Annotated in this window: 17 protein-coding genes; 10 read left to right on the forward strand and 7 right to left on the reverse strand. The window is 60.6% G+C overall.

The features are described 5' to 3' along the window. The first annotated feature begins 2 nt into the window (after positions 1 to 2). From OIU37_RS24360 to OIU37_RS24370, 3 genes are read left to right on the forward strand one after another with little or no spacing between them, the layout of a single operon-like run. The gene (locus OIU37_RS24360) at positions 3 to 1,724 is read left to right on the forward strand and encodes an ABC transporter ATP-binding protein (protein ID WP_171603856.1); all 1,722 of its coding nucleotides are present in this window, start codon (positions 3 to 5) and stop codon (positions 1,722 to 1,724) included. Next, a complete protein-coding gene (locus OIU37_RS24365) occupies positions 1,721 to 2,932 on the forward strand; it encodes a mandelate racemase/muconate lactonizing enzyme family protein (RefSeq protein ID WP_264258861.1) in 1,212 nt (403 codons plus the stop codon). Before OIU37_RS24360 ends, OIU37_RS24365 begins: the two co-directional genes overlap by 4 nt. A 12-nt stretch (positions 2,933 to 2,944) precedes the next feature. Further along, the gene (locus OIU37_RS24370) at positions 2,945 to 4,132 is read left to right on the forward strand and encodes a galactarate dehydratase (protein ID WP_003562625.1); all 1,188 of its coding nucleotides are present in this window, start codon (positions 2,945 to 2,947) and stop codon (positions 4,130 to 4,132) included. Between the two features lie 72 nt (positions 4,133 to 4,204). On the opposite strand, the gene OIU37_RS24375 is transcribed toward OIU37_RS24370, so the two are convergent. From OIU37_RS24375 to OIU37_RS24405, 7 genes are all read right to left on the reverse strand, one after another. After that, positions 4,205 to 4,777: an NADPH-dependent FMN reductase gene (locus OIU37_RS24375; protein ID WP_171603858.1), complete on the reverse strand. Its 573-nt coding sequence runs from the start codon at positions 4,775 to 4,777 to the stop codon at positions 4,205 to 4,207. A gap of 81 nt (positions 4,778 to 4,858) precedes the next feature. Beyond that, positions 4,859 to 5,527, reverse strand: coding sequence for a nitroreductase (locus OIU37_RS24380; protein WP_171603859.1), 669 nt, complete (start codon positions 5,525 to 5,527; stop codon positions 4,859 to 4,861). 406 nt (positions 5,528 to 5,933) lie between these two features. Next, positions 5,934 to 6,287: a helix-turn-helix transcriptional regulator gene (locus OIU37_RS24385; protein WP_171603860.1), complete on the reverse strand. Its 354-nt coding sequence runs from the start codon at positions 6,285 to 6,287 to the stop codon at positions 5,934 to 5,936. Between the two features lie 195 nt (positions 6,288 to 6,482). Next, a complete protein-coding gene (locus OIU37_RS24390; protein WP_171603861.1) occupies positions 6,483 to 7,175 on the reverse strand; it encodes a response regulator transcription factor in 693 nt (230 codons plus the stop codon). 1 nt (position 7,176) lies between these two features. Next, positions 7,177 to 7,554, reverse strand: coding sequence for a response regulator transcription factor (locus OIU37_RS24395; RefSeq protein ID WP_168267667.1), 378 nt, complete (start codon positions 7,552 to 7,554; stop codon positions 7,177 to 7,179). Positions 7,555 to 7,557: 3 nt separating this feature from the next. Beyond that, the gene (locus tag OIU37_RS24400) at positions 7,558 to 8,199 is read right to left on the reverse strand and encodes a response regulator transcription factor (protein WP_264258862.1); all 642 of its coding nucleotides are present in this window, start codon (positions 8,197 to 8,199) and stop codon (positions 7,558 to 7,560) included. Then, entirely contained in the window at positions 8,196 to 11,831 is a 3,636-nt protein-coding gene (locus tag OIU37_RS24405; protein ID WP_264258863.1) for a PAS domain-containing protein, read from the reverse strand. Before OIU37_RS24405 ends, OIU37_RS24400 begins: the two co-directional genes overlap by 4 nt. A gap of 350 nt (positions 11,832 to 12,181) precedes the next feature. Between OIU37_RS24405 and OIU37_RS24410 the strand changes: the two genes are divergently transcribed. The 7 genes from OIU37_RS24410 to OIU37_RS24440 all read left to right on the forward strand — a co-directional run bounded on the left by OIU37_RS24410 (position 12,182) and on the right by OIU37_RS24440 (position 22,650). Then, the gene (locus tag OIU37_RS24410; RefSeq protein WP_171603864.1) at positions 12,182 to 12,934 is read left to right on the forward strand and encodes an SDR family oxidoreductase; all 753 of its coding nucleotides are present in this window, start codon (positions 12,182 to 12,184) and stop codon (positions 12,932 to 12,934) included. 729 nt (positions 12,935 to 13,663) lie between these two features. Next, entirely contained in the window at positions 13,664 to 14,977 is a 1,314-nt protein-coding gene (locus tag OIU37_RS24415; RefSeq protein ID WP_171603865.1) for a hypothetical protein, read from the forward strand. Between the two features lie 273 nt (positions 14,978 to 15,250). Beyond that, complete coding sequence (gene repA, locus OIU37_RS24420; protein ID WP_171603866.1) at positions 15,251 to 16,444, forward strand: plasmid partitioning protein RepA; 1,194 nt, start codon at positions 15,251 to 15,253, stop codon at positions 16,442 to 16,444. 4 nt (positions 16,445 to 16,448) lie between these two features. Next, positions 16,449 to 17,450 (forward strand): plasmid partitioning protein RepB, encoded by a 1,002-nt coding sequence (gene repB / locus OIU37_RS24425; RefSeq protein ID WP_171603867.1) that lies wholly within the window; start codon positions 16,449 to 16,451, stop codon positions 17,448 to 17,450. A gap of 154 nt (positions 17,451 to 17,604) precedes the next feature. After that, positions 17,605 to 18,909 carry a plasmid replication protein RepC gene (gene repC / locus OIU37_RS24430; RefSeq protein WP_180696009.1) on the forward strand — a complete coding sequence of 435 codons (1,305 nt, stop codon included), beginning with the start codon at positions 17,605 to 17,607 and terminating at the stop codon, positions 18,907 to 18,909. A 464-nt stretch (positions 18,910 to 19,373) separates the two neighbouring features. Next, entirely contained in the window at positions 19,374 to 21,671 is a 2,298-nt protein-coding gene (locus tag OIU37_RS24435) for a PBP1A family penicillin-binding protein (protein ID WP_240604684.1), read from the forward strand. A 94-nt stretch (positions 21,672 to 21,765) separates the two neighbouring features. Continuing rightward, complete coding sequence (locus OIU37_RS24440) at positions 21,766 to 22,650, forward strand: dihydrodipicolinate synthase family protein (RefSeq protein WP_264258864.1); 885 nt, start codon at positions 21,766 to 21,768, stop codon at positions 22,648 to 22,650.

Consider the following 22,650-nt stretch of genomic DNA (forward strand, 5'->3'; position numbering starts at 1 on the left):
GCATGACCGATATCCTTCCCATTGCCGGCAGGCCTCTGTTGCAGGTGAAAAATCTGACGGTCGAGTTCCCACTGCGCACCGGCGTCTTTCGCGCCGTCAGCGATCTGTCTTTCTCGATCGAGCCGGGCAAGACGCTCTGTGTCGTCGGCGAAAGCGGATCCGGCAAGTCGGTGACGGCGCGTTCGATCCTGCAGATCGTCGATGCGCCTGGCCGCATATCCGGCGGGTCGATCATCCTGAACGATCAGAACGGCGGCTCGATCGATCTGACCAGCCTCAATCCGCGCGGGCGTCAGATCCGAGCGATCCGCGGCCGAGACATCGCCATGATCTTCCAGGAGCCGATGTCGTCGCTGTCGCCAATCCACACGGTGGGCAACCAGATCGTCGAAGCGCTTCGCCTTCACACCCGGATGAGCAAGGCAGAGGCGCGCGCGGAAGCCATATCGCTGCTCAGCCAAGTCGAAATTCCCTCGCCGGAAAAAGCGCTGGACCGATATGCCTTTCAGTATTCCGGCGGGATGCGCCAGCGCGCGATGATCGCCATGGCGCTTGCATGCAAACCCCAGCTGCTGATCGCCGACGAGCCGACCACGGCCCTCGACGTGACAACCCAGGCCGAAATTCTCGACCTGATCGCCCGGCTGCAGAAGGCCAAGGGCATGGCCGTTCTCTTCATCACGCATGACATGGGTGTCGTGGCGCAGATTGCCGACGATGTGCTGGTCATGCATAACGGCGTCGCCAAGGAATATGCGCCAGTCGAGCAGATTTTTCATGCGCCGAAAGACGACTATACCCGGATGCTGATTGGCTCGGTGCTGAAGCTGGAAGCGAAGGCCGAAATCCGGCTGGCGCGCGCGCCGCTCGACACGACGGCCCCACCGATCCTCGAACTCCGCAATGTCTCGATGGATTTCGGCGAGGTGAAAGCGCTGGACGATGTTTCCATTTCGCTTCTGCCGGGCGAAACGCTCGGCATCGTCGGCGAAAGCGGTTCCGGCAAGACGACGATGGGTCGCTCGATCATGCGGCTGATCGATCCGACTGCCGGTGAAATCCTTTATCGCCGCGCCGACGGCGACATCATCGATCTGGCAACGGCAAAAGGTCAGACGCTCGCCGCCGCACGGCGGGAATTGCGGATGGTGTTTCAGGATCCTTTCGGCTCCCTCAACCCGCGCATGACCGTCTCCCAGATCATTGGCGAGCCGTTGCTCGTCAATGGCGTCGCAAAAGGGCGGGCGCTGGAGGAGCGCGTTTGCCATCTGATGGAGCAGGTTGGCCTCGACCCGAGGGCGCGCGAACGCTACCCGCACGCATTCTCCGGCGGCCAGCGCCAGCGCATCGGCATTGCCCGCGCCATCACGCTCAATCCGCGCGTCATCGTTGCTGATGAAGCTACCTCGGCGCTCGACGTCTCGGTGCGCTCGCAAGTGCTCGATCTGTTGATGCGCCTGCAGGACGAACTCGGGCTCGCCTATATCTTCATCAGTCATGACATCGGCGTTATCCGCTACATGTGCGACCGTGTCGGCGTCATGTACAAAGGCCAGCTCGTCGAAATCGGCGACGCGGAGAAGGTCTGCCGCACACCCGAGCACGCCTATACGCAGGCGCTCATATCAGCGATTCCGCGCCCTGATCCGCGTGATCGCGATCAATCGCGGCGCTTCCGCTACGTCGCGCCGGACATTTTGAAGAATGGGAGTTTTCAGCGATGAAAATCACCGGAATCCGCACTTTTCTCATGCATGTCGGTCAGCCCGATCCCGCCAACTGGGCTTCCGACCAACGCTCCGGTAGTGGCGTCTCGAAACAGTTCGGCGGCACCAGAAACTGGCTCTTTCTGAAGGTCGATACCGACGAGGGCATCACCGGCATCGGTGAATGCTCAGGCTGGCCGCGCGTCGTCGAGACGGCGATCCATGATCTCGCCCCACTCCTCATTGGCGAAGATCCGGCCCATACCGAGCGGCTGTGGCAGAAGATGCATATCGCGATGATGGGCCATGGCATGCTCGGAACGGTCGGAGGCGGTGCGATGACCGGCATCGACATGGCGCTATGGGACATCAAGGGCAAGGCGCTCGGCGTGCCTGTCTGGATGCTGCTCGGCGGCAAGGTGCGCGACCGGATCCCGATCTATTCGCATGCGAATACGCCCGAGCGCGCGCTTGCCATCAAAGCGCGAGGCATAAAGGCGATCAAATGCGGCGGCGTCGCCGATCCGGTCTGCAAGGTTGCTGCGCTGCGTGACGCCGTCGGTGACGACATGGACATCGCCATCGATCTGCATGGGCCGCCGTGGCTGACGCCTGCGGATGCCTGCCGGCTGGTGCGGGCGCTCGAACCCTATGAATTGATGTGGGTGGAAGATCCGATTGCGCCGGAGAATATCGACGGCTACCGGCGCATCCGCGACGCAGCACATGTGCCGCTTGCCGCCGGCGAGCGCTCGGCGACCATCTTCGGCGAGCGTGAGCTCATAGAGAAGGAACTGGTCGACATCATCCAGCCGGACACCGGCCGGGCCGGCGGCATCACCCAGATGAAGAAGATCGCGGCCATGGCCGAAGCCCATCATATCCAGATGGCGCCGCATTCGGGTTCGCTCGGGCCGGTGGCGGAATATGCGGCTCTGCATCTGCTTGCAGCGATCCCCAACGCCCTCATCCTTGAGCGGCTCGACGACGACTGGGACGGCCGCCGCCAGACGATCGTGCCGCACCCGCAACAGGTCGACGGCTTGATTGCCGTTCCTGATGGCCCGGGACTTGGCTGCGATATCGACGAGGCCTTCGTGGCGCGCTTCCCCAGCAACGGCAATGTCTCGGTGCCGCAAAGTGCCAGTGCCTACAATCCCGGAACCGACAACGAGAATCTCTACGTGCAGACGCGACAGTCGCGCCGCACCTATTTCAATCGCTAGAAGGACAGAAAGATGAAGATCGACCGCATGCGGGTTTTCATGACCCGCGACAAGGACCGTCCGCGCGTGATCGTCGCGCTCGACACCGATGACGGGCTGACGGGTTGGGGCGAATGCTACAATCACGGCCCCGACAAGGCGCTGCCGCCGCTGCTCGATTATCTCTACGAATTTCTCTCCGGCCAGGACCCGACACGCGTGGAGTATCTCGTCAATCTGCTGATCCAGCAGAGCCGGTTTCCGCCGGGCGCACTTGGCCTTGCCGCGATCTCCGCGCTCGATCACTGCCTGTGGGACCTTGCGGCCAAGGCGGTGAATGTCCCGGTCTACAAGCTGCTCGGCGGCGAAGTGCGCGACCGCATCAAGGTCTATGCCGGTGTCTACACCGCGCCGGATGCGCCGGCGGCGCGCGACGAGTTCGATCGTCTGAAGGAGGGATGGGGGTTCACCGCCTTCAAGCTCAGCCCCTGGCGGATCGACATGCACTCCAACCGCTGGGGTAATGTCGTCAAAGCCTCGGCGGATTATTTCCGCTCGCTGCGCGAAACGGTCAATGACGAATACGAGATCGCGTTCGATGCCCATGCGAAGATTTTCGAGCCGATCGCCGCTCGCCAGCTCGGCAATGCGCTGGCGCCCTATGATCCGCTGTTTTTCGAGGAGCCTCTGCGTCCTGAAAATATCGAGGCCTGGGGCGACCTGAAACAGGGGCTCAACTGCACGCTGGCGACCGGCGAGTCGCTCTATAACAGAAACGAGTTCCTGCGCCTGCTGCAGGTCAAGGGCGCCGACCTCATCCAGCCCGATATCTGCGTCGTCGGCGGCATCAGCGAAATGCGCCGCATCGCCACCCTCGCCGAAGCCTTCTTCGTCGGCGTGGCGCCGCACAACCCGATGGGGCCGCTTGCGACGGCGGTCAATGTCCATTTTTCGGCGGCGGCACAGAATTTCCGCATCCTCGAATACCGGCTGCCGAAGGGACAGGCCTATGTCTATGGCGGCCTCGATATCGAGAAGCGGGAGGGAGAAACCCGTTACGTCGTCGATCCCTATCTGCCGAAGGACGGCTATCTGGAACTGCGTCCCGACCGGCCGGGCTGGGGCGTCGAAATGGACGAGAAGGCGATGGAAGAGGAAGGCTACATCCATTGGCAGCGACGCGTGCCGAAGCGGCCCGACGGCTCCTACGCCTTCGCCTGAGGGCATTGCCCGCTTTAAAAAACAGGAGCTGACCGCCCGGATGGCGCGGCCAGCTCCTGCAGGGCGACGGCTCTAGGCATCTTTCGGCAGCACTGAGCGAACCCTTGCGATGAAGACATGGAAGTCCCGCATGTAAGTGCGAAGGAAATCGGCGGTTTTGTCGTTGGTGACCTCGCCGTCATCGGTGATCAGCCCCGGTGTGAACTGGATGTAGGCTTCCGGGGCATTCATCTGGGGAGAGTTGCAGAAACTGAGCACGCTGCGCAAATTCTGCTGGGCGACTGCCGTGCCAATCGCGCCCGGCGACGTGCCGATCACCGCTGACGGCTTGCGTGTGAACGAGTTGGTGCCGTACGGGCGGCTCGCCCAGTCGATGGCGTTTTTCAGCCCGCCGGGTATGGATCGATTGTATTCGGGTGTGACGAACAGCACGGCGTCGACGGCCGCGATTGCCGCCTTGAATGTCTTGCCAGCCGGAGGGTAGTCGGCGTCATAGTCGTAGCTGTAGAGCGGCAGGTCCTTGAAGGATATTTCCGACATTTCAAGTTCCGGCGGGGCGAGCCGCACCAACGCCTTAGCGAGCTTGCGGTTGATCGAGCCCTTGGCGAGGCTGCCGATGAGATAGCCTACTTTATGCGTGGTCATGGGGTTCTCCAATATCTCGCGTGATAAGGGACGTATCATACGCAAGAATCATAGAAGGGGTTCCTGTCCTTCGATCGCAAGTCACTCATCTCCGAGGAACGTGACCGTCTCGTCGAGCGGGGCGCGGCCTGTTCGGGCGTAACTGACCGTGGGATCTTCGTACCCGATCGACATGCCGCAGAAGAGGATGAGCCCGTCCGGGGGTGACAGGACCTCTGCGACCGTCTCGCGAACCTGCGACCACGCCATCTGCGGGCAACTGTGCAGACCTTCGGCGCGGAGCAGCAGCATGACGGTCTGCAGATACATGCCGACGTCGGCCCATTGGGGTAGGCCCAGGTCACGGTCGATGTAGCAGAACAGGGCGGCGGGCGCGCCGAAACAGTTCCAATTGGCGATTGCTGCCCGCTGGCGCGCCTCCCAGTCCTCGCGGGCAATGCCGAGCGCGCTGTAGCGCTCCTTGCCGAAGGCGGACCGGCGCTCCCCATAGGGGGGCTTCAGCGCGGACGGGTACATCTCGTACTGCCGCTTGTCCCAGGCGTCGCCATGGGCCACGCGCTCGACGGCGGACGTCTTGAGTTCTGCCAGCGGTGCGCCGGTCATCACGTAGGTGTTCCACGGCTGGATGTTCGATCCTGACGGCGACCAAGCTGCGGCGGACAGCACACGCTCAAGCACCTCCCTCTCCACAGGCTCGTCTTTGAATCCGCGCACCGACCGTCGACTTTTGACTGCCTCATATACGTCCATGATCGCCTCCATGGCGCTGGCCGTTCGTTACGTCCATACTCATGGCCGCTTCCTCCTGACTGTTCCGTTCCTGATGTGGTTCATTATCTCCATTCGCAATGGAGGCGTAATCACACCGTGGTGTAGGAGGCGTACATCAAACGTACATCAGGGATCGATGCGTTCGGGGGTATGTGGGCGAAGCATCGCGGGACTCCCGCGCCACGGGCATCCCGGCCTGGAATTACGCCCCCGAACGGCCTCAGTTTGGCGCTTGCTCTCAAGCCGCAGTCATCTCTTCGGAACCGCCTTCTTCGCCATTGCGCTGCTCTTGCCGCGGCGCGCCGATCCTGAGTTGCCTACAAGATCATCTTCCGCAGAATTGGACGCCAATCATGAGCCGCAAGAGCGACGCTTCATCATTTCGTCAGGTGCTCGCGGCTCGGACGCGTTCCACTGGGGAGCGAGGATGCCATCCGAAGATGTCGGCGAGCGTATCGAGCATCGCAGTGGCTGCGGCGGATTGAAGTGAATAGTAGATCGTCTGGGCAGCCCTTCGCGTCTGCACCAGTTCCTGTTCTCGAAGAATTGCCAAATGCTGGGAAGTCGAAGATTGGCTCAATCCCACCTCGTCGGCCAGGACGCTTACTGACATTTCTCCTTCGGCCAACAGATGCAGGATGTGAAGCCGTTTGGCATTCCCCATAGCCGACAGGAAGTTTGCTTCGTTGTCGAAGGCGTTGGTTTCAGGGGAAAGCGCGGCTGACGATTGATTGTTCAAGGCGAGATCTCCTTTGGGGGAACCAAAGCCGGGCACCTGATCATATCCCCGAGCTTTAATTTAGAGATAACGCATGCGTGCGGGGCCGAAACCCATTATCGGCGCCGCATCGTCTTTTCCGGCGCGAATCGGATACGGCGTGCATCAAATGGACAGCGGCGGCAGATCATGTTCGAGGCCGGCATCCTTCGCCTACTACCGCGGGCCGACCTGGCGCATTTGTGCGGGCAGTGTTTCCCAGGCCCGGATCAGTTCGCCGATGGAGGCCGCCTCCATTTTGTGCATGACATTGCTGCGATGCAGCTTGACCGTCACCTCGCTGATGCCGAGGTCGAAGGCGATCTGCTTGTTGAGGCGGCCGCGCGCCACTTCATGTAGGACCTCGCGCTCGCGCTGCGTCAGTGTCTCCAGGCGCTTGATATTGCGCTTGGTGACCGCCGCTTCGGCTCGCCGTTCGGCGTCCATCGCAATGCCGGCGGTCACGGCGTCGAGCAGCGTCTGGTCCCGCACCGGTTTGGTGAGAAAATCCACGGCGCCGGCCTTCATCGCCTGGACGGTCATCGGGATGTCGCCATGCCCGGTCAGGAAGATGATCGGCTTGGAAATGCCGTTTTCGGCCAGATGGCTCTGCAGGTGAAGGCCGCTTGCGCCTGGCATGCGCACGTCGAGGATCAGGCAGCCGGGGCTATCCAATATATCGGCGTCAAGCAGTTCGCGGGTCGAAGCAAAACTGGTCGACTGGAAGCCCGCCGACAGGATCAGCTCCGACAGCGCCTCGCGGACCGATGCGTCGTCATCGACGATAATGACAAGCGGCTGATTTTCGTCATAACTGTGCTGCAATGATAACGGCGCCGATCTCCGCAGCAACGGCTGGTCAACTCTCATGTCACCCTCCATCTGTCGATTTATGCAAAGCGTTGGCAATGGCCGTCAGCAGGGCCTGGGCATCGAAGGGCTTGCGGAAAAATCCACTTGCGCCTTGAGCACGTCCCTGGTCGGCTATCTCGTGGCGGCCCGTGATCATGAATACCGGCAGCTCCGGACGCGACTTCCTCACCAGGTCACGAAGTTCGAAGCCGTCGATGCCAGGCATTCCGATATCGGTGATCAGCAGGTCGAGGTCCGACAGCCCGTTGACGAGCAGCGAGCCCGCTGATGAGAAGCTGCGGGCCACATAACCCGCAGATTCCAGAAGGTCGCCCATCGATTCAAGCAACCTTGGATCGTCATCGACAATTGCCACGACGTGTCTTGTCTTGTTCATGTTTCAATTCCCTCCCACTCGGCGCGAGTGGGTTATCGGTATTTCCAATCTCTCCGCGATCCGCACCAGATCGGCGAGTGATGCCGCCGCCATTTTGTGCATCACGTTTCTTCTGTGGATCTGCAGCGTGACTTCGCTGATCCCCAATTCGGCTGCGGCCTGCTTGTTGAGAAGGCCGCTGACGACCAGCGGCAGCACCTCGCGCTCGCGCGGCGTCAGGTCGAGATAATGTTGTCTGAGCATGTCGATCTCGCCGCGCTCGGCTCTCTTTTCCCGATCCTGAGCAATCGCCGCGTGGATTGCCGCCATGAGATCCGCATCGCTGAACGGCTTGGTCAGGAAGTCCACCGCGCCATGCTTGATCGCACGCACGGAGGAGGGAATGTCGCCGTGTCCCGTAATGAAGACGATCGGCGGATGATCCCCGTCGGCGATCTGCCTCTGCAGATCGAGACCATTGATGTCAGGCAGTTCGATATCCAGCACGAGGCAGGCGGGCACGTCCGGCTTGTCCGCTCTCACGTAGTCGCAGGCCGATTCGAAGGCGATGGCGTGCATGCCGTGCGAGTCCAGCAGCTCGCCGAGCGCTTCCCGGATACGTTCATCGTCGTCGACGATGAAGACGATATGGTCGTCGGCCGTCATGGCGCCGCCTTCGTTTCAATAGGCAATGTGAAGATCAACGTCGCTCCGCACGGATTGTTCTTCTCGGCCCACAATCGTCCGCCGTGCAGTTCGACGATCGAGCGGCAGATGGCCAGCCCCATGCCCATGCCGTTTTCCTTGGTCGTAAAAAACGGCTCGAACATCTTTTCGGGAAAGTCGATGCCCTGGCCGCGATCGCTGATCTCGATCTGGAGGATATTCCCGATCTGGCGCACGCGGATTTCGATGACCTTGTCGCCTGTCGTGGCATCCATTGCCTCGATGCCGTTGCGGATGAGATTGATCAGAACTTGCTGGATCTGGATGCGGTCGATTGCGATGAGCGGAAGGGTGGCGTCGACCCCCACCTCCATCCGAACGTGACGACGCCAGGCCTCGTCGGCCATGAGGTTGCGCGCTTCGTTGACGATACCGGAGAGCGTCGATGGGGTCCTCCTGTCTACGGATTGCTTGAACAGAGCGCGAATGCGGCTGACGACATCCGCCGCCGAGTTGGCATCCCGGATGATGCGCTCGACCGTCCTCTGTGCCCGCTCCATATTCGGCGGCTCGGCCATGAGCCAGCGCTGGCAGGCGTGTGAGTTGGCCACGACGGCCGCGAGCGGCTGGTTCACCTCGTGCGCAATGGAGGCTGAAAGCTCGGCCAGGCTCGCCACTTGGCTCGCCCGTGCCAGACCCTCCCGCGCTCGACGCAGATCTTCCTCCGCGTGAACCTCACCGTCGATATCAAGGCAGATGACATTCCACTGGACGATGGCGCCTTCGGCATTGCGCATCGGTGCCGCACGCGTCTCGACCCAGCGATATTCACCATCATGGCGCCGCAGACGGTGCCTGCGCGCATAGGGCTCGCCAGTGGACAATGAATGGGCATAGTTTTCCTTGACCCCTGCCAAATCGTCGGGATGAACACCGGCATCGAGTGTGCCGTCCAGCCGGGTTTTGCCCGTTCCATCCAACTCTTCGAGATTATAACCGAGGAAGTCCCGCAGTTGCTGGCTGCGATAGATCGGTTCTCCATCGGGTGCTGCGCAATCGATCATTGCCGGCAGCGTTTCAACGAGCTGCCAGAGCGATCGTTCTCTCTCCCGCAGTGCCTCCTCGACGCGCAGTTGATCGTCGATGTCATGCGACAGACCATACCATTGGACGATCCGGCCGCTCTGATCCCGCAGCGGCTCCGCGCTGCCCTTCACCCAGCGGTAGACGCCATCGGCGCGCCGCAGGCGATACTGGCTGGAGAAGCGCTCTCCCGTAGCAAAGGAATGGTTGAGCGCTTGCTCGAGGCTGGCTGCATCGTCGGGATGGACCGCGGCCGCGATGAGCGCCGCCAGTCGGCCGACGCCCGGCTTTTCCATATCGGCAATGTCGAGACCCAGAAAATCGATCAGGCGCTGGTTGAAGAAGGTCGGAGCGCCTTCCGGATTGAGCCGCCAGAGCAGGCTCGGAACCATGTCTACGAGTTGCGAAAGCTCCCGCTCCCGGTCGCGCAGTGCTTCCTGCGCGCGCATTTCATCGTCGATATCGACGGATATGACATACCATTGCATGATCGCGCCGCTTTGATCGCGTAGCGGCTCGGCTCGGCCATCGACCCAGCGATAGGCTCCGTCGAAACGGCGCATGCGATATTTTATCGAGAAGGGATCGCCGCTGGCGAGGGAATGATGAACCGTCTCGAGCAACCTTGATGCGTCGTCGGGATGGACGAGGGTGTGGATGACCGAGGAGAGGCGGCTCATGCCGGGCCTATCCATATCGCCTACGTCGAGACCGAAAAAGTCGATCAAGCGCTTGTTGAAGAAGACCGGTTCGCCTTCCGGCGTCAGGCGCCTGATCTGGGCCGGGACCATGTCCACGAGCTGCGACAGCTCGCGTTCGCGGTGGCGCAACGCTTCCAGCGCGCGCACCTCCTCGTCGATGTCGAGGGAGACGCCGTACCATTGCACGACCGTTCCGTCGTCATCGCGGCGCGGCTCCACCCTGCATTCGGCCCAGCGGTAGACGCCATCCTTTTCAAGCCAGCGGAACCGCATGGCGGTGCCGCCGCCGGTTTCGAAACAATTACGCAGCGTGCGCTGCACGTCGGACGCATCCTCGGGATGGACCAGCTGCTGCAGGAGCTCGTCGATGCGCGGTTCGGCCTGCGCGTCAAAATTGGCGATGACGGCGTGGAAATGATCCTGGTAGCGTTTGTTGAAGTAGATCGATCCGCCTGTCGGTTCCACGCTCCATATGCGGACCGGCACGGCGTCGATCATCTGCTGAAGCTGCCGTTCGCTCCGGCGCACGGTCTCTTCGGCATGCACCTGATCATCAATATCGTGACAAAGGCCGTACCACTGGACGATGTTTCCGGCCTGATCGCGCATCGGCTCGGCACGGCTCGACATCCAGCGATAGAGACCGTCGGCGCGGCGCAGCCGATACCGCATGACGAAGGTCTCGCCGGTGGCGAGGCAATGGCGAAGGGCGTCCCTGAAACCGGCAGTATCATCGGGATGAACGGTGGCCTGCAGGACGGCCTCCAGCCGGCTCATGCCTGGTCTGTCGGAGTCCGCCACGTCAAGACCGAGGAAATCGACCATCCGCCTATTGAAGAAGGTCGGCTCGCCCTCGGGCGTCAGACGCCAGACATGACTTGGAACCATGTCCACGAGCTGCGAGAGCTCCCGTTCCCGGTCGCGCAACGTCTCCACGTTTTGGTGCAATCTGAGCACTGCCAGCTGGTGCTGTCGCGATATGGCGGCGACAATCAGCGCCGAAAATGCCGAGATGGCCAGAAACAGCTGCAGCATGATCTGATTGTGTCTCTGGGATTCAGGATCACCGGCAAATTGGCTGGCGCCTGTTATCGTGAATACCGCCGTGATCAGAGCAAGCAGAGCGAGCGATACGGCGGCGCCCTTGAACTCGAAACGGACCGCGGCCCAAAGAAGAGGTGGCATGATGATATAGGCGAAAGGAAGGTAGCCGCTCAGCGAAAGAGCTGCGACACCGAGAAAGATCAGCCCCAGGACGCAGGCTTCCACCCATTGCGCGGCCGAGAACTCCGTCTTGCTGCGCCAGCTGTGAAAGAGGACCAATGCCAGCGGTGCGACGATGAGGACACCGGTTGCGTCGCCGATCCACCATAGCGGCCAGGCCGTCGTGAAGGATTGCGATTGGATCGCGAACCAGGCAAGCGTGGCACTTCCCACGGTCGCGCTCACGATCGGTGCAATTCCGGCAGCCAGGATGACGAATGTGAGAACTTCCTGCAGAGTTTCCAGCTGACCCGGATGCTTCAAGGTCCGGTTCACCAGCCATGCCGCGACCATTGCTCCCAGAGCGTTGCCGACATAAATCAGGAAGGCCGCAGCCACGGGGCTATAGAACCACAGGAAGTTGCTGAACATCTCTGCCAGGCAGCCCGCCAGGATCCACCATGGCCAGCTGCGCCTGGAGGCGAGGATGAGCGTAGCGACGAAAAGCCCGCCCGGAGGCCAGATGGAAATACCCGTTCCCGGCACGATTGCCAGCGACTGTGCGAAGCCGCAGGCGAGTACATAGGCGAGAAAGAAAAGCCCCAGATGCAGGAACTGGGGACGGTGCGACCAGACGCTCAGCATCAACTGCTCCTGCCGGACAGAGAGAACCGGGGGATCGTCGGCATTTCTTGCAGCAGTCGTTCTCGATTTCGGGGCTGGCGAGCTCATGTTACGAAGCGTAATCCCGCCGCACCACAACCGCAACTCATGGAAACCCATGCATTGCGCGGGAATGTAGCCGGAATTTTCGGGAGAACGACGGATCGGAAGACTGTCCTGTTTCCCGATGGCGGATCCTAGACTTCAGGCTGGTTCCGCTATGCCCTATGGCTGGGGCGCCCGACCTCGGGCACGATTGAAGGCGTCCGGCTTTCCGGTCATTGTCGATTCGCGCGAGACATCGCAGTTGAGATGCAGCAGAGGATGCCGATATGAAAATCACGGTGGTGGGAGCAAGCGGCCTCATCGGAACGAGGCTCAGCGAGAAGTTGCGCCGATCGGGCCACGACGTCGCGGCCGCATCATTGTCGCTTGGCGTCGACACGGTTACCGGCAAGGGTCTGGACGTGGCGATGGTGGGAACCGAAGTCGTTGTGGACGTGACCAATGCCGCATCGTTCGGTGACAGTTCGGCGTTCGATTTCTTCAAGGCGTCGACGAAGAATTTGCTCGCAGCTGCGGCGGAAGCCCGTGTCCGGCACTATCTCGCACTCTCCGTCGTTGGCACGCCGCGCCTCGTGGAGAGCGACTATTTTCGCGCGAAAATGGTGCAGGAAAATCTCATCCGGGCGTCAGGTCGACCCTACACGATCCTCCGCTCCACGCAATTTTACGAGTTCATAAACGGATTGATTGACATCGGTGCTGACGGCAATGTCTTTCGGTTGCCATCGGCCTTCATGAGGCCGGTCGCAGCCGGGGATGTCGCCGCATTCCTGGCGGAACTGGCAGCCGGCGCTCCCTCGGGCGATGTCGTCGAAATCGGCGGCCCGGAGCAGTTCGGCATCGATGAAATCGCCCGGATCTATCTCGCCGCGAACGAAGACGAACGGCAGGTGATAACCGATCGATCCACGTCGTATTTCGGAGTCGAACTGACCGACGACGCTCTGATTCCCGGCGCCGGTGCCCGCGTGGCGCGCCAGACGCTTCCCGACTGGCTCTACCAATCGATGGGGGAGTAGGCCGTGCGGCTTTTCTTCCGGCCGGTAGGAGACTTAAAATCGACCCGCCACAGAACGTCCATCTGGCTGCGATTAGAACCCTCAAAGGCTCACCGCAATCTTTAAATTGAGATGAGCGGGGGTTTCAAGGCTTGCCTCCTGAAAGATTGGCGGCGGGTACAATAATGAGCGAGCATATTCCGTGTCGGTTGAGCAGCGTCTAACCCAGCCGCCTAGATCAGTGCTTCGGGGATGCCCCAAGGTTGACAAAAAGACATCCATTGCCGATCTCTATCTGGGTCAGAAGGTCGGCCCTTACCTCTTCGCCAACAACCGCTTTTATGTGCCGCCACTTTTGGCTCTTCGGATGTGCAGGCACCGGTACGCCTTCTCGCAAGAACAGCGTCACTTCAGGAGCTTCATCTGATTTGTAGATGCAAATTCTCACCGGCTCACATCCCTATTAACAGCAAATATTGTGCACTGCAAAACAAGGGATGGCAAACATTCATTTGCCGGGTAAGTCAAGTTTGGGCCGGTGTAGACCCGTGATCCTGAGGCGCCGCCCGATGCTGAGGACGGCGTCCGTAGGTCGAGGGGCGCGACGCCGGAGGTTCGGATGTTTTCACCTAAGTCGCCGGGGTTCATCACAACGAAGCACTCAAGAAACCTTCATGAAGCTCAGGGTTGAAATGGCCGCGACCGGCTCCAAATCCCGTCGGCGGTAGTCGAAACGCGAGGGGAGGGCGCATGGGCAACGCGCATATCGATCGGATCGGCCGGGGCAAATCGGCCTTGGGCTTCATTCTCGTCATTTTCTGCCTTCTGTCCTGCTGTCAGGTATTGGCGGCGCCCGCCGATATCGGCGGCCTGACGGTGACCCTGCCCGATGCCGCTTCCGGCTGGAGGAAAGCCGGCAAGGGCAATCTCTTCATGCTGCAGAAGGATTTTCCGGAAACGGAGGATGACAAGCGCGGCAGTGCTTTAATCCAGATCACCAAGCCGCTCTCGGCAGCGCGCAATTCTCTGCAGGCCGGCATGAAGACCTTCGTCGCGACGCTTCCCGACATGGCGAAGGAAGATATCCTGATCAAGCATTATGGGGTCACGGTGAACGGCTACGACATTCGCGTGGAAGAACGCTGCTGCGTCCATCAGAAGAACGTGACCATCGACCAGATCGTCGTCGGCATCGCCGGCGACAAACGGCAGACCTATCTGCAGCTCGTGCTGCTGAATGTGAACGGCGACAGAAGCAGTAGCGCCGAGGCCGATTTCGCAGCGCTTGTGCGATCGGTGAAGCTTGATCCTGCCGACAAGGATTTCGATCTCGTGCCGGCGAGCGACGACGGCGGGCTGGACGGCGTTTTCACCCATCTCGATACCGGTCTCCGGCCGAACGTCTTCGGCGGCATGGATTTCTATTCGGACAGCACGATCACCATGTTCGATCCGAAGGGCCAGTTCAGCACGGAGCTGCCGAGGGCCGGCCGGAGCATTGCCGAACATTGCAGGGAGACCCCGACCGATTGCGGCCTCTACAAGCTTGCCGGCGGCGGTTTCTTCTCCTCCGTCGGGTCGATCGAAATGCGCCGCGTCACCTCTGCCTACGGCACGATCGAGATCGAGACGAAACCGTTCTCGAAAAAGGGCGAAGACCTGGTGATTGCCGACGCAGACTATCGCGTCGTACCGCCATTTGATGAGGGCACGACGCTCGACGGCGAATGGGTATCCACCTTCGCCTCGAGCGGCATGACCGCGACCTCATCGGGATCGGTGGCGTCCAGCCATACGCTGACGCTTCATCGAAACGGTACTTTCGAACGCACAGGCTGGTCCGGCGCCTCGATGACCAACGAAATCGGCGGATCGCGATCGGGCGTCACCACATCAGGCAACCGGCCGGGCGCAAGCGGACGCTACAAGCTTTCCGGCTACCGTCTCGACCTGACCGACGCGAGCGGCAAGACGGAAAGCATGAGCATATTCGAACCGGACAAAGGTTCCGACGGGCTTCTGGTGATCAACGGCAACAACTACCTGAAGGATGACGGGAAATAGCCGGACAGCGCCCAACATATTGACGAATTTGGATTTCTACGGCGAATTCATTGACCTCCCGCTCGGCTTGAAAGCCACCCGGCTTAACAGTCATTTCGTGCCGATGGACTTGCTCATACCGCTTGAATCTGCCTGACGTCGCCGGCCGTCTCGGCGGGCTGAAACGGGCGGTTTGGTTAAGCATTTGTAAATTGGTAACGAATCGAGGCATATAGTAACTGCGCAACTGAAGCGCTTTCGTTCAGAATTGCGCAGTTACTTGGGAAAAAGATCATGCAGCCGAGTCTTGCTCTTCAAGACGATCAAGAGCACCTCCCGTCGCTTCTGGCAACAGATGCGAAGGAGTTATCCTATCAACTTCAGCAGCATCAGGCAAAAATCTTCCCCCCGCTGTCGCAAAAAACCATCAGAACATTTTCGCCGGCGGAAGCTGCGGCCTTCATCGGCATCGGTGAAGGTTATCTCCGCCAGGTAGCCGCCGACGGCCATGGGCCTGATCCGCTCGCAAACGGACGGCGGCTTTACAGTGCAACGGATATGGACCGGATTCGCAGGGTCCTCGATGAGCGAAACGGAACGCCAAAATATGTGCCGGCCCGCCGGACGGGCGAAAAACTCCAGATCATCTCCGTGATGAATTTCAAGGGCGGCTCAGGCAAGACCACCACCGCGGCCCATCTGGCGCAGTTCATGGCGCTCAGGGGCTACCGCGTGCTCGCCGTCGACCTCGATCCGCAGGCCTCCTTGTCCGCCTTGTTTGGCCACCAGCCGGAGTTCGACGTTGGAGAGGGCGAAACGATCTACGGTGCGATCCGATATGAGGAGCCGCGCCCGATCGCTGACATCGTGCGCGCCACCTACACGCCCAATCTGCATCTCATTCCGGGCAATCTCGAGCTGATGGAATTCGAGCACGAGACCCCAAAGGCGATGGCGTCGGGGACGGCGGAGACGATGTTCTTTGCCCGCATCGGCGAGGTCCTGACGGAAATTGAAAGCCTTTATGACGTCGTCGTCATCGACTGCCCGCCGCAGCTGGGGTTCCTGACGATGTCGGCGCTCTGTGCGGCAACCTCAGTCTTGATCACGGTCCACCCGCAGATGCTGGATGTCATGTCGATGTCGCAGTTTCTGACGATGACGAGTGAGCTGATGTCGGTCGTCGAAAAGGCCGGCGGGCGTACCAGCTATGACTGGATGCGCTATCTCGTGACGCGGTTCGAACCGAATGACGGACCGCAAAGCCAGATGACCGGCTTCATGCGGGCGATCTTCGGCAATCGAATGCTCCACAACGCCATGGTGAAATCGACGGCGGTCGCCGACGCCGGCGTCACCAAGCAGACACTCTACGAGGTCGAGCGGTCGCAGTTCACACGCGGAACCTACGATCGGGCGCTGGAATCCCTCAACCTCGTGAATGGCGAGATCGAGGCGCATATTCGCTCCACCTGGGGGAGGAAATAGATAGATGGCGCGCAAAAACCTCATCGAAATTTCCGCTCCGAGCCCGGCAAGGGCGGATGCGGTCGCGCCGCGCGATAATCGTCCGATCGCCGGATTCGTGCCGCAGGAGCGCAGTGCCGCGCCGGTCGGCGGCATTACCAAGACGCTCGGCAACATTACCGAGAAAATGGAGCGGGCGAGTGAGCTGGAACGGCAGCTTGCCACCGGCCAGACCATCGTCGAACTCGATCCCGGCCTGATCGACGCTTCCTTCGTCAGCGACCGATTGGCGATCGATGCGACCGAACTTGCGCAGCTCGTCGAGCAGATCCGCGAGCATGGGCAGCAGGTTCCGATTCTTGTCCGCCCACATCCCGAAACCAGGGGACGCTATCAGGTCGCCTACGGCCATCGTCGCTTGGCTGCCGCCCGAGAAATTGGCATCAGGGTGCGTGCGGTCGTCCGCGATCTCACCGACGGTCAGCTGGTCGTCAGCCAGGGACAGGAAAACAGCGCTCGAACCAATCTCTCCTACATCGAGCGTGCGCTCTTCGCATCGCGGCTCGAGGAACGCAGCTTTGGCCGCGATGTCATCATGGCGGCTCTCGGCGTGGACAAGGCGGCGCTGTCGAGAATGCTGATCGTCATACGACAGGTCCCCCTGGGGCTCGTCAACGCCATAGGTGCGGCACCTGATATCGGCCGCCGGCGATGGTTGGAACTGGGCGAGCGGCTTGAGAAAGCCGATGTCGAAAAGATCATCGCGGAGTTGTCCGCGGACGACGCGCGCAAAATTTCGAGCGACGAGCGGTTTCAGCGGGCACTCGTTCTGGCAACGAAGAAGACGACTGCACCGAAGCCGGTGGTGGCTAAAACCCAGGTTAGTGGCGTGCCTGTCATGATCAAGAAGACAGCATCCGGTGCGACCTTCGTCTTCGACGGCAAGACGGCGCCCGGTTTCGATCAATTCGTCCAGGAAAGGCTGAAGGGCCTGTTCCAGGAGTTCAACAAGGACAGAGGAGCGTAGCGCGCAAAAGAAAAAGGCCCCCAACGACGACGCCGTGGAAGCCCTTCTCAGATCTTAAGCACATCGAGAATCGCATTTCCCCGAATCACAGTCAAGCGTCTTAGGCACCAAATTGGTGGATGGTTTTCTTTTGCCTGAACGAAGGTGAAGGCAAATGGAGAGTGGATATGTGACGACGCCCTTTGGGCGGCGGCCGATGTCGCTTGGCATGCTGGCAAGCCAGCAACTGGCCGAGACCATCGAGCCGGGAATGAAACGCAGCAAATGGAAGCTGTTCAGGGCGATCTGCGAAGCGCGACCGGCGCTTGGCGTCACCGATCGGGCATTGACGGTGCTCGACGCGCTTTTGACCTTTTACCCTGACGACGAAATCTCCGAGGAAAAGGGACTGATCGTCTTCCCGTCGAATGCGCAGCTTTCGTTGCGCGCTCGAGGCATGACCCCAGCCACCCTCAGGCGGCATCTTGCCGTCCTGGTCGAGGCCGGCCTGATCCTGCGCAAGGACAGCCCGAATGGCAAACGCTATGCGCGCCGCGACAGGGCAGGGGCCATCGGCGAGGCCTTCGGCTTCAGCGTCGCACCGCTTCTGGCCCGTGCTGTCGAAATCGAAAGCCTGGCCGCCCAGGCGGTTGCCGACCGGGAGCTGTTACGGGTGACCAGGGAACGCTTGACGGTCTGCCGGCGCGATATCTCCAAGCTGATTGAGACGGCCCTCGAAGAGGAGGTTTCCGGTGATTGGGAAGGTATTTCGGCGATGTTTCGCACGCTCCTTGCCCGAATTCCGCGAGTTGCGACGGCCGAAGCACTGGCGCCGTTGCTCGACGAGATGGGGCTGCTGCGCGACGAGATCGTCAACGCATTGGAAAGACGGATAAAAACACAAAAAATAGACTCCAATGAGTCTCAAATTGAGCGTCACAAACAGAATTCAAACCCTGACTCCACTTATGAACTTGAACCAGGCTTCGAAACGAAGCAGGGCGAAAGGGCGGTGGCCGATAATGAGCCGAACGCCGAAGCGCCGGACGAGCGAAGATTGAAACAGCCGAAGCCTTCCGGAGGGATGGCCAACAAGGCGAAAGACACGGCCGATCCAGGGGCCGTGCATAGCCTGAAATCGTTCCCGCTTGGCCTCATCCTCCAGGCCTGCCCTCAAATTCTCGATTATGGCCCCGGCGGGACGATCGGCAATTGGCGAGACCTTATGTCGGCCGCCGTCGTCGTGCGCTCGATGCTCGGCGTCAGTCCCTCGGCCTATGAGGAAGCCTGCTCGGGCATGGGGCCGGAAAATGCCGCAACCGTGATCGCCTGCATCCTGGAAAGGGGAGGGCATATCAACTCGCCTGGCGGTTATCTCCGCGATTTGACCCGAAGAACCGAGAGGGGCGAGTTTGCTATCGGCCCGATGCTGATGGCGCTCGTGCGGGCTAACAGTGGAGTGCGGCGACATGCCGGTTGATCGTAAGGAAGCTGCGGCTACGACATTGATCCGCAACGCTGGCAAAGCGGCAACAAGGCAAAGAAAAACCAGCCGGTGAGGGCGGGTTTGGTTGGCGTTCCCTTCGATGGAAGGATCCGGCTCTGTTGCGGCGACGCTCGAGAGGACGCCGGCCGGACGATCCGCGTTTGACTGTCGACTACAACGTGCGCGTTCGCCCGAACGACCGCAGATAATCAGCGCATTGAAATTAGTAGACAGGTGATGGTCGCAAGCCTGCGGCAGAAACAGGTCGGCTCTGGACGAAGCGCTGCATTGAAAGTCTACAGCGCCTGTTCGATCAGGGGCTTGTTCCGGCCAACAGAGTGTATGCGCTGCAGCGGGAGGCTGCAAACTCCCCGGAGCGATTGGGACCTTTTGCGGTAGAACACGCAGCATCGCTCGGCTATAAAGTTCATGCCACGTTGGCCTTTTGGCGGTAATCGATGCCTAATCCTCCCGAATCTTCAGCCGAAAGCGTTGGCAAATCTAGCACGGGTCGCAATCAGCCAGCAGATTCAGCGACGCCAGCGGCCGCCTCGGATTCGCCAGAAATCACCGAAGGCGACAACCCGCAACTCCCCCATGGAACCTTCGTGCAAAGTCGACAGGCTGCGAGCAATCTATTGCGTGCGCTACGCCGCGATTTGGCGGCAAGTTCTGCTTTGGCGAAGACCAAGACGATGGCTTCGTTTTTGAGAACGAAGCTAAGGCGGTCGATGCGGCTGGAAACCATATCAGCTCCCGCCAAATGGATGACGACCGCTCTGGCCAAAGCCGGGCGCGGCATTCGCGATCGGGGTTCGAAGCCGCGCGAAAGTCGCCGACGCCGATGGCTTCCGGCGAACTGGTGGAAATTCGCTTTAGGGTCGGCCTTGCTTGTCTGCCTCCTCGTATGCAGCGTGCTGGTGTGGGCACTCAAAGACGTACCCTGGAGCGAGATCCGTGACGGGACGTTAAAGCCTGTCGTTGTGCTGGAAACCGCCGACGGTGCGCCGCTCGTAAGGCAGGGACCTTATCAAGGGCCATATGCGCAGTACGACCAGTTCCCGCCTCGTCTGATCGAGGCCGTCCTTTCGATTGAGGATCGCCGGTTCATGGATCATTTCGGCGTCGATCCCAGAGGGATCGGGAGGGCGTTTCTCCGGAATTTGGAGGCTGGCTCGGTGGTGGAGGGGGGCAGCACCATCACCCAGCAACTCATCAAGCTGCAATACCTGGACAGTGATCGAACGATTAAGCGAAAGATACAGGAGGTTGTGATCGCAGTCTGGCTGGAGTGGAAGCTCGGTAAGCGGCAAATCCTGACGCGCTATCTCAACAGCGTCTATCTTGGCGCGGGCGCTACCGGCATGCCTGCCGCCGCGCGAATCTATTTCAACAAGGATATCGGCGCCCTTAACCTGCCGGAGTCGGCGATGCTGGCGGGATTGCTGCGGGCGCCGAGTCAATGGAACCCCATCGACAATTTCGAAGGCGCCCGGCAGCGCACCACAGTCGTTCTCGACGCGATGGCGACCAATGAAAAGATCACCGCGCCAGAGGCGGCGGAGGCCAAGGCGAGCTTTGCCAAGCTGCATCCGACGACGCCGACGCCGCGCTCGGGAAGCTGGTTTGCGGACTGGATTTCGCCGCAAGCGAGCGAAATCGCCGGCTCCTCGCCAGGTTCGACGACGGTGCGAACCACGATGGTGCCGCAATTGCAGCAAATCGCCGAAAGGGTCGTGAAAGGAGCCTTGGACGGTGAAGGAAAGACAGTCGGAGCATCGCAGGCCGCGTTGGTTGCGATGACGCCCGATGGCGCGGTCGTCGCGATGGTTGGCGGGCGCGACTACAAGGCAAGCCAGTTCAACCGCGCCGTCACAGCGATGCGCCAGCCGGGTTCCACCTTCAAGCTGTTCGTCTACTATGCCGCATTGAAGGCTGGGTTCACCTTGTCTGACCAGGTTCTGGACGCGCCAATTGACATCGCTGGCTGGTCGCCAGAAAATTCCGGCGGCAACTATCGCGGTTGGGTAACGCTTGCCGAGGCGTTCGCGCGATCGCTCAATGCCGCTTCAGTGGCGCTTGCCGAAGAGGTTGGTTTAGAGAATGTGATTGCCGCAGCGCGTGAACTCGGCATCGATGCGCCACTTGCCAATACGCCGTCTTTGGCGCTTGGGACATCCGAAGTAAATCTGCTTAACCTCACCAGCGCCTATGCGTCCGTCCAACTCGGTAGGGCACCTGTCAAGCCCTGGGGCATCATCGATTTTCAAGCGGCAGGGCAGCCCAAGACGTTTCGAGTTGGCTCACAATCAAAGCCGAATGTCGATCTTTCGCCCTACCAGTCCGATCTCCTCGGCCTGCTGCAGTTGGTGGTCGAGCGAGGTACTGGGCGTGGAGCGGATCCCGGCACGTTTGCGGCCGGCAAGACCGGCACCAGCCAGAACAACCGGGATGCCTGGTTCGTCGGCTTCACGGAATCGCTCGTCGTCGGTGTGTGGGTTGGCAATGATGATGACGCGCCGATGAAGGGGGTGACGGGCGGCGCCCTGCCAGCGCATATTTGGCGGGATTTCATGCGCCAGGCGACGGCCGAACCCACGCTGAATGGAGTGCGATCGACAGAAGCGGCAAGCGATGGTCAAGGCGCACCGCAGTCCTGTAACATCACCGCCTGCTCGCGCAGTTACCGCTCCTTCCGGCCTTCCGACTGTACCTATCAGCCATATTCGGGCGGCCGACGGCTCTGCGAAAAGTGACGTGGCGCGCGTAACGAGGTGGTCTGCAATCATCTCTTTACAGCTAACATGTCAGTCTGATACATCTAATCTCAATAGTCGAGAGGAAGCATATTTGACCCAGAAATTCGGCCTGTCAGTCGCTCTTGCCACGCCGTTTGACAGCAATAGCGATATTGCGATCGATGCGATGATCGTGCAGGCAAGGCGAAGCCTCGCTGCCGGATGTTCCAGCGTAACCCTGTTCGGAACGACGGGTGAGGGCTCCTCCATCGGAAGCCGGGAACGTGACCGCGTCCTCGCGTCTTTCCTCGATGCCGGGATCGCGGCAAAAAACATCATCGTTGGTGTGCTGGTCGATGCCGCCGAGGATGCGGCGATTCAGGCAGATCATGCTCTTTCCCAGGGCGTTCGTAATATTCTTCTTGCCCCGCCGTCCTATTTCAAGACTGTCAGCGACGACGGTGTCTTCCAGTGGTTTTCGGCCGTCTTCGCTATTTTGGGAGACAAGGCGCGGGACATCATCGTCTACAATCTTCCCTCGCTCACCATGGTTCCGCTGACCGTGTCGCTGATCGGACGGCTGCGGACCGCCTTCCCCAATATCGTGACAGGCGTCAAGGATTCTTCCGGCGACTGGCCGTACACCGAGAGCCTGCTCAAGGCGCATGGCGATCTCATTATCCTGGTGGGCGATGAACGGCATCTTGCCAGGGGCGTGCGGCTCGGTGGCCAGGGGGCGATCTCCGGCATGGCGAATTTTGTGCCCCGCGACGTCAAGCTGATGGCCGAAGAAGGCAAGGACGATCCCCGCGTCGAGGGTTTTGTGGCCGAACTGCTGAAATATCCTGTTGTCTCGGCCGTGAAAGCCATGGTGGCGCATGTGACGTCGGAGGATATCTGGCTTGCGGTTCGCCCGCCGCTTGCTTCAATATCCGCCGAAGGGCAGGCGCAGCTTGCTCTTGCTTTCGATCGTCTTTTCCAGTCGAAAGCGGCATAG

Origin of the sequence: Rhizobium sp. BT-226, assembly GCF_025847085.2 — a bacterium.
Classification (GTDB): domain Bacteria; phylum Pseudomonadota; class Alphaproteobacteria; order Rhizobiales; family Rhizobiaceae; genus Rhizobium; species Rhizobium sophorae.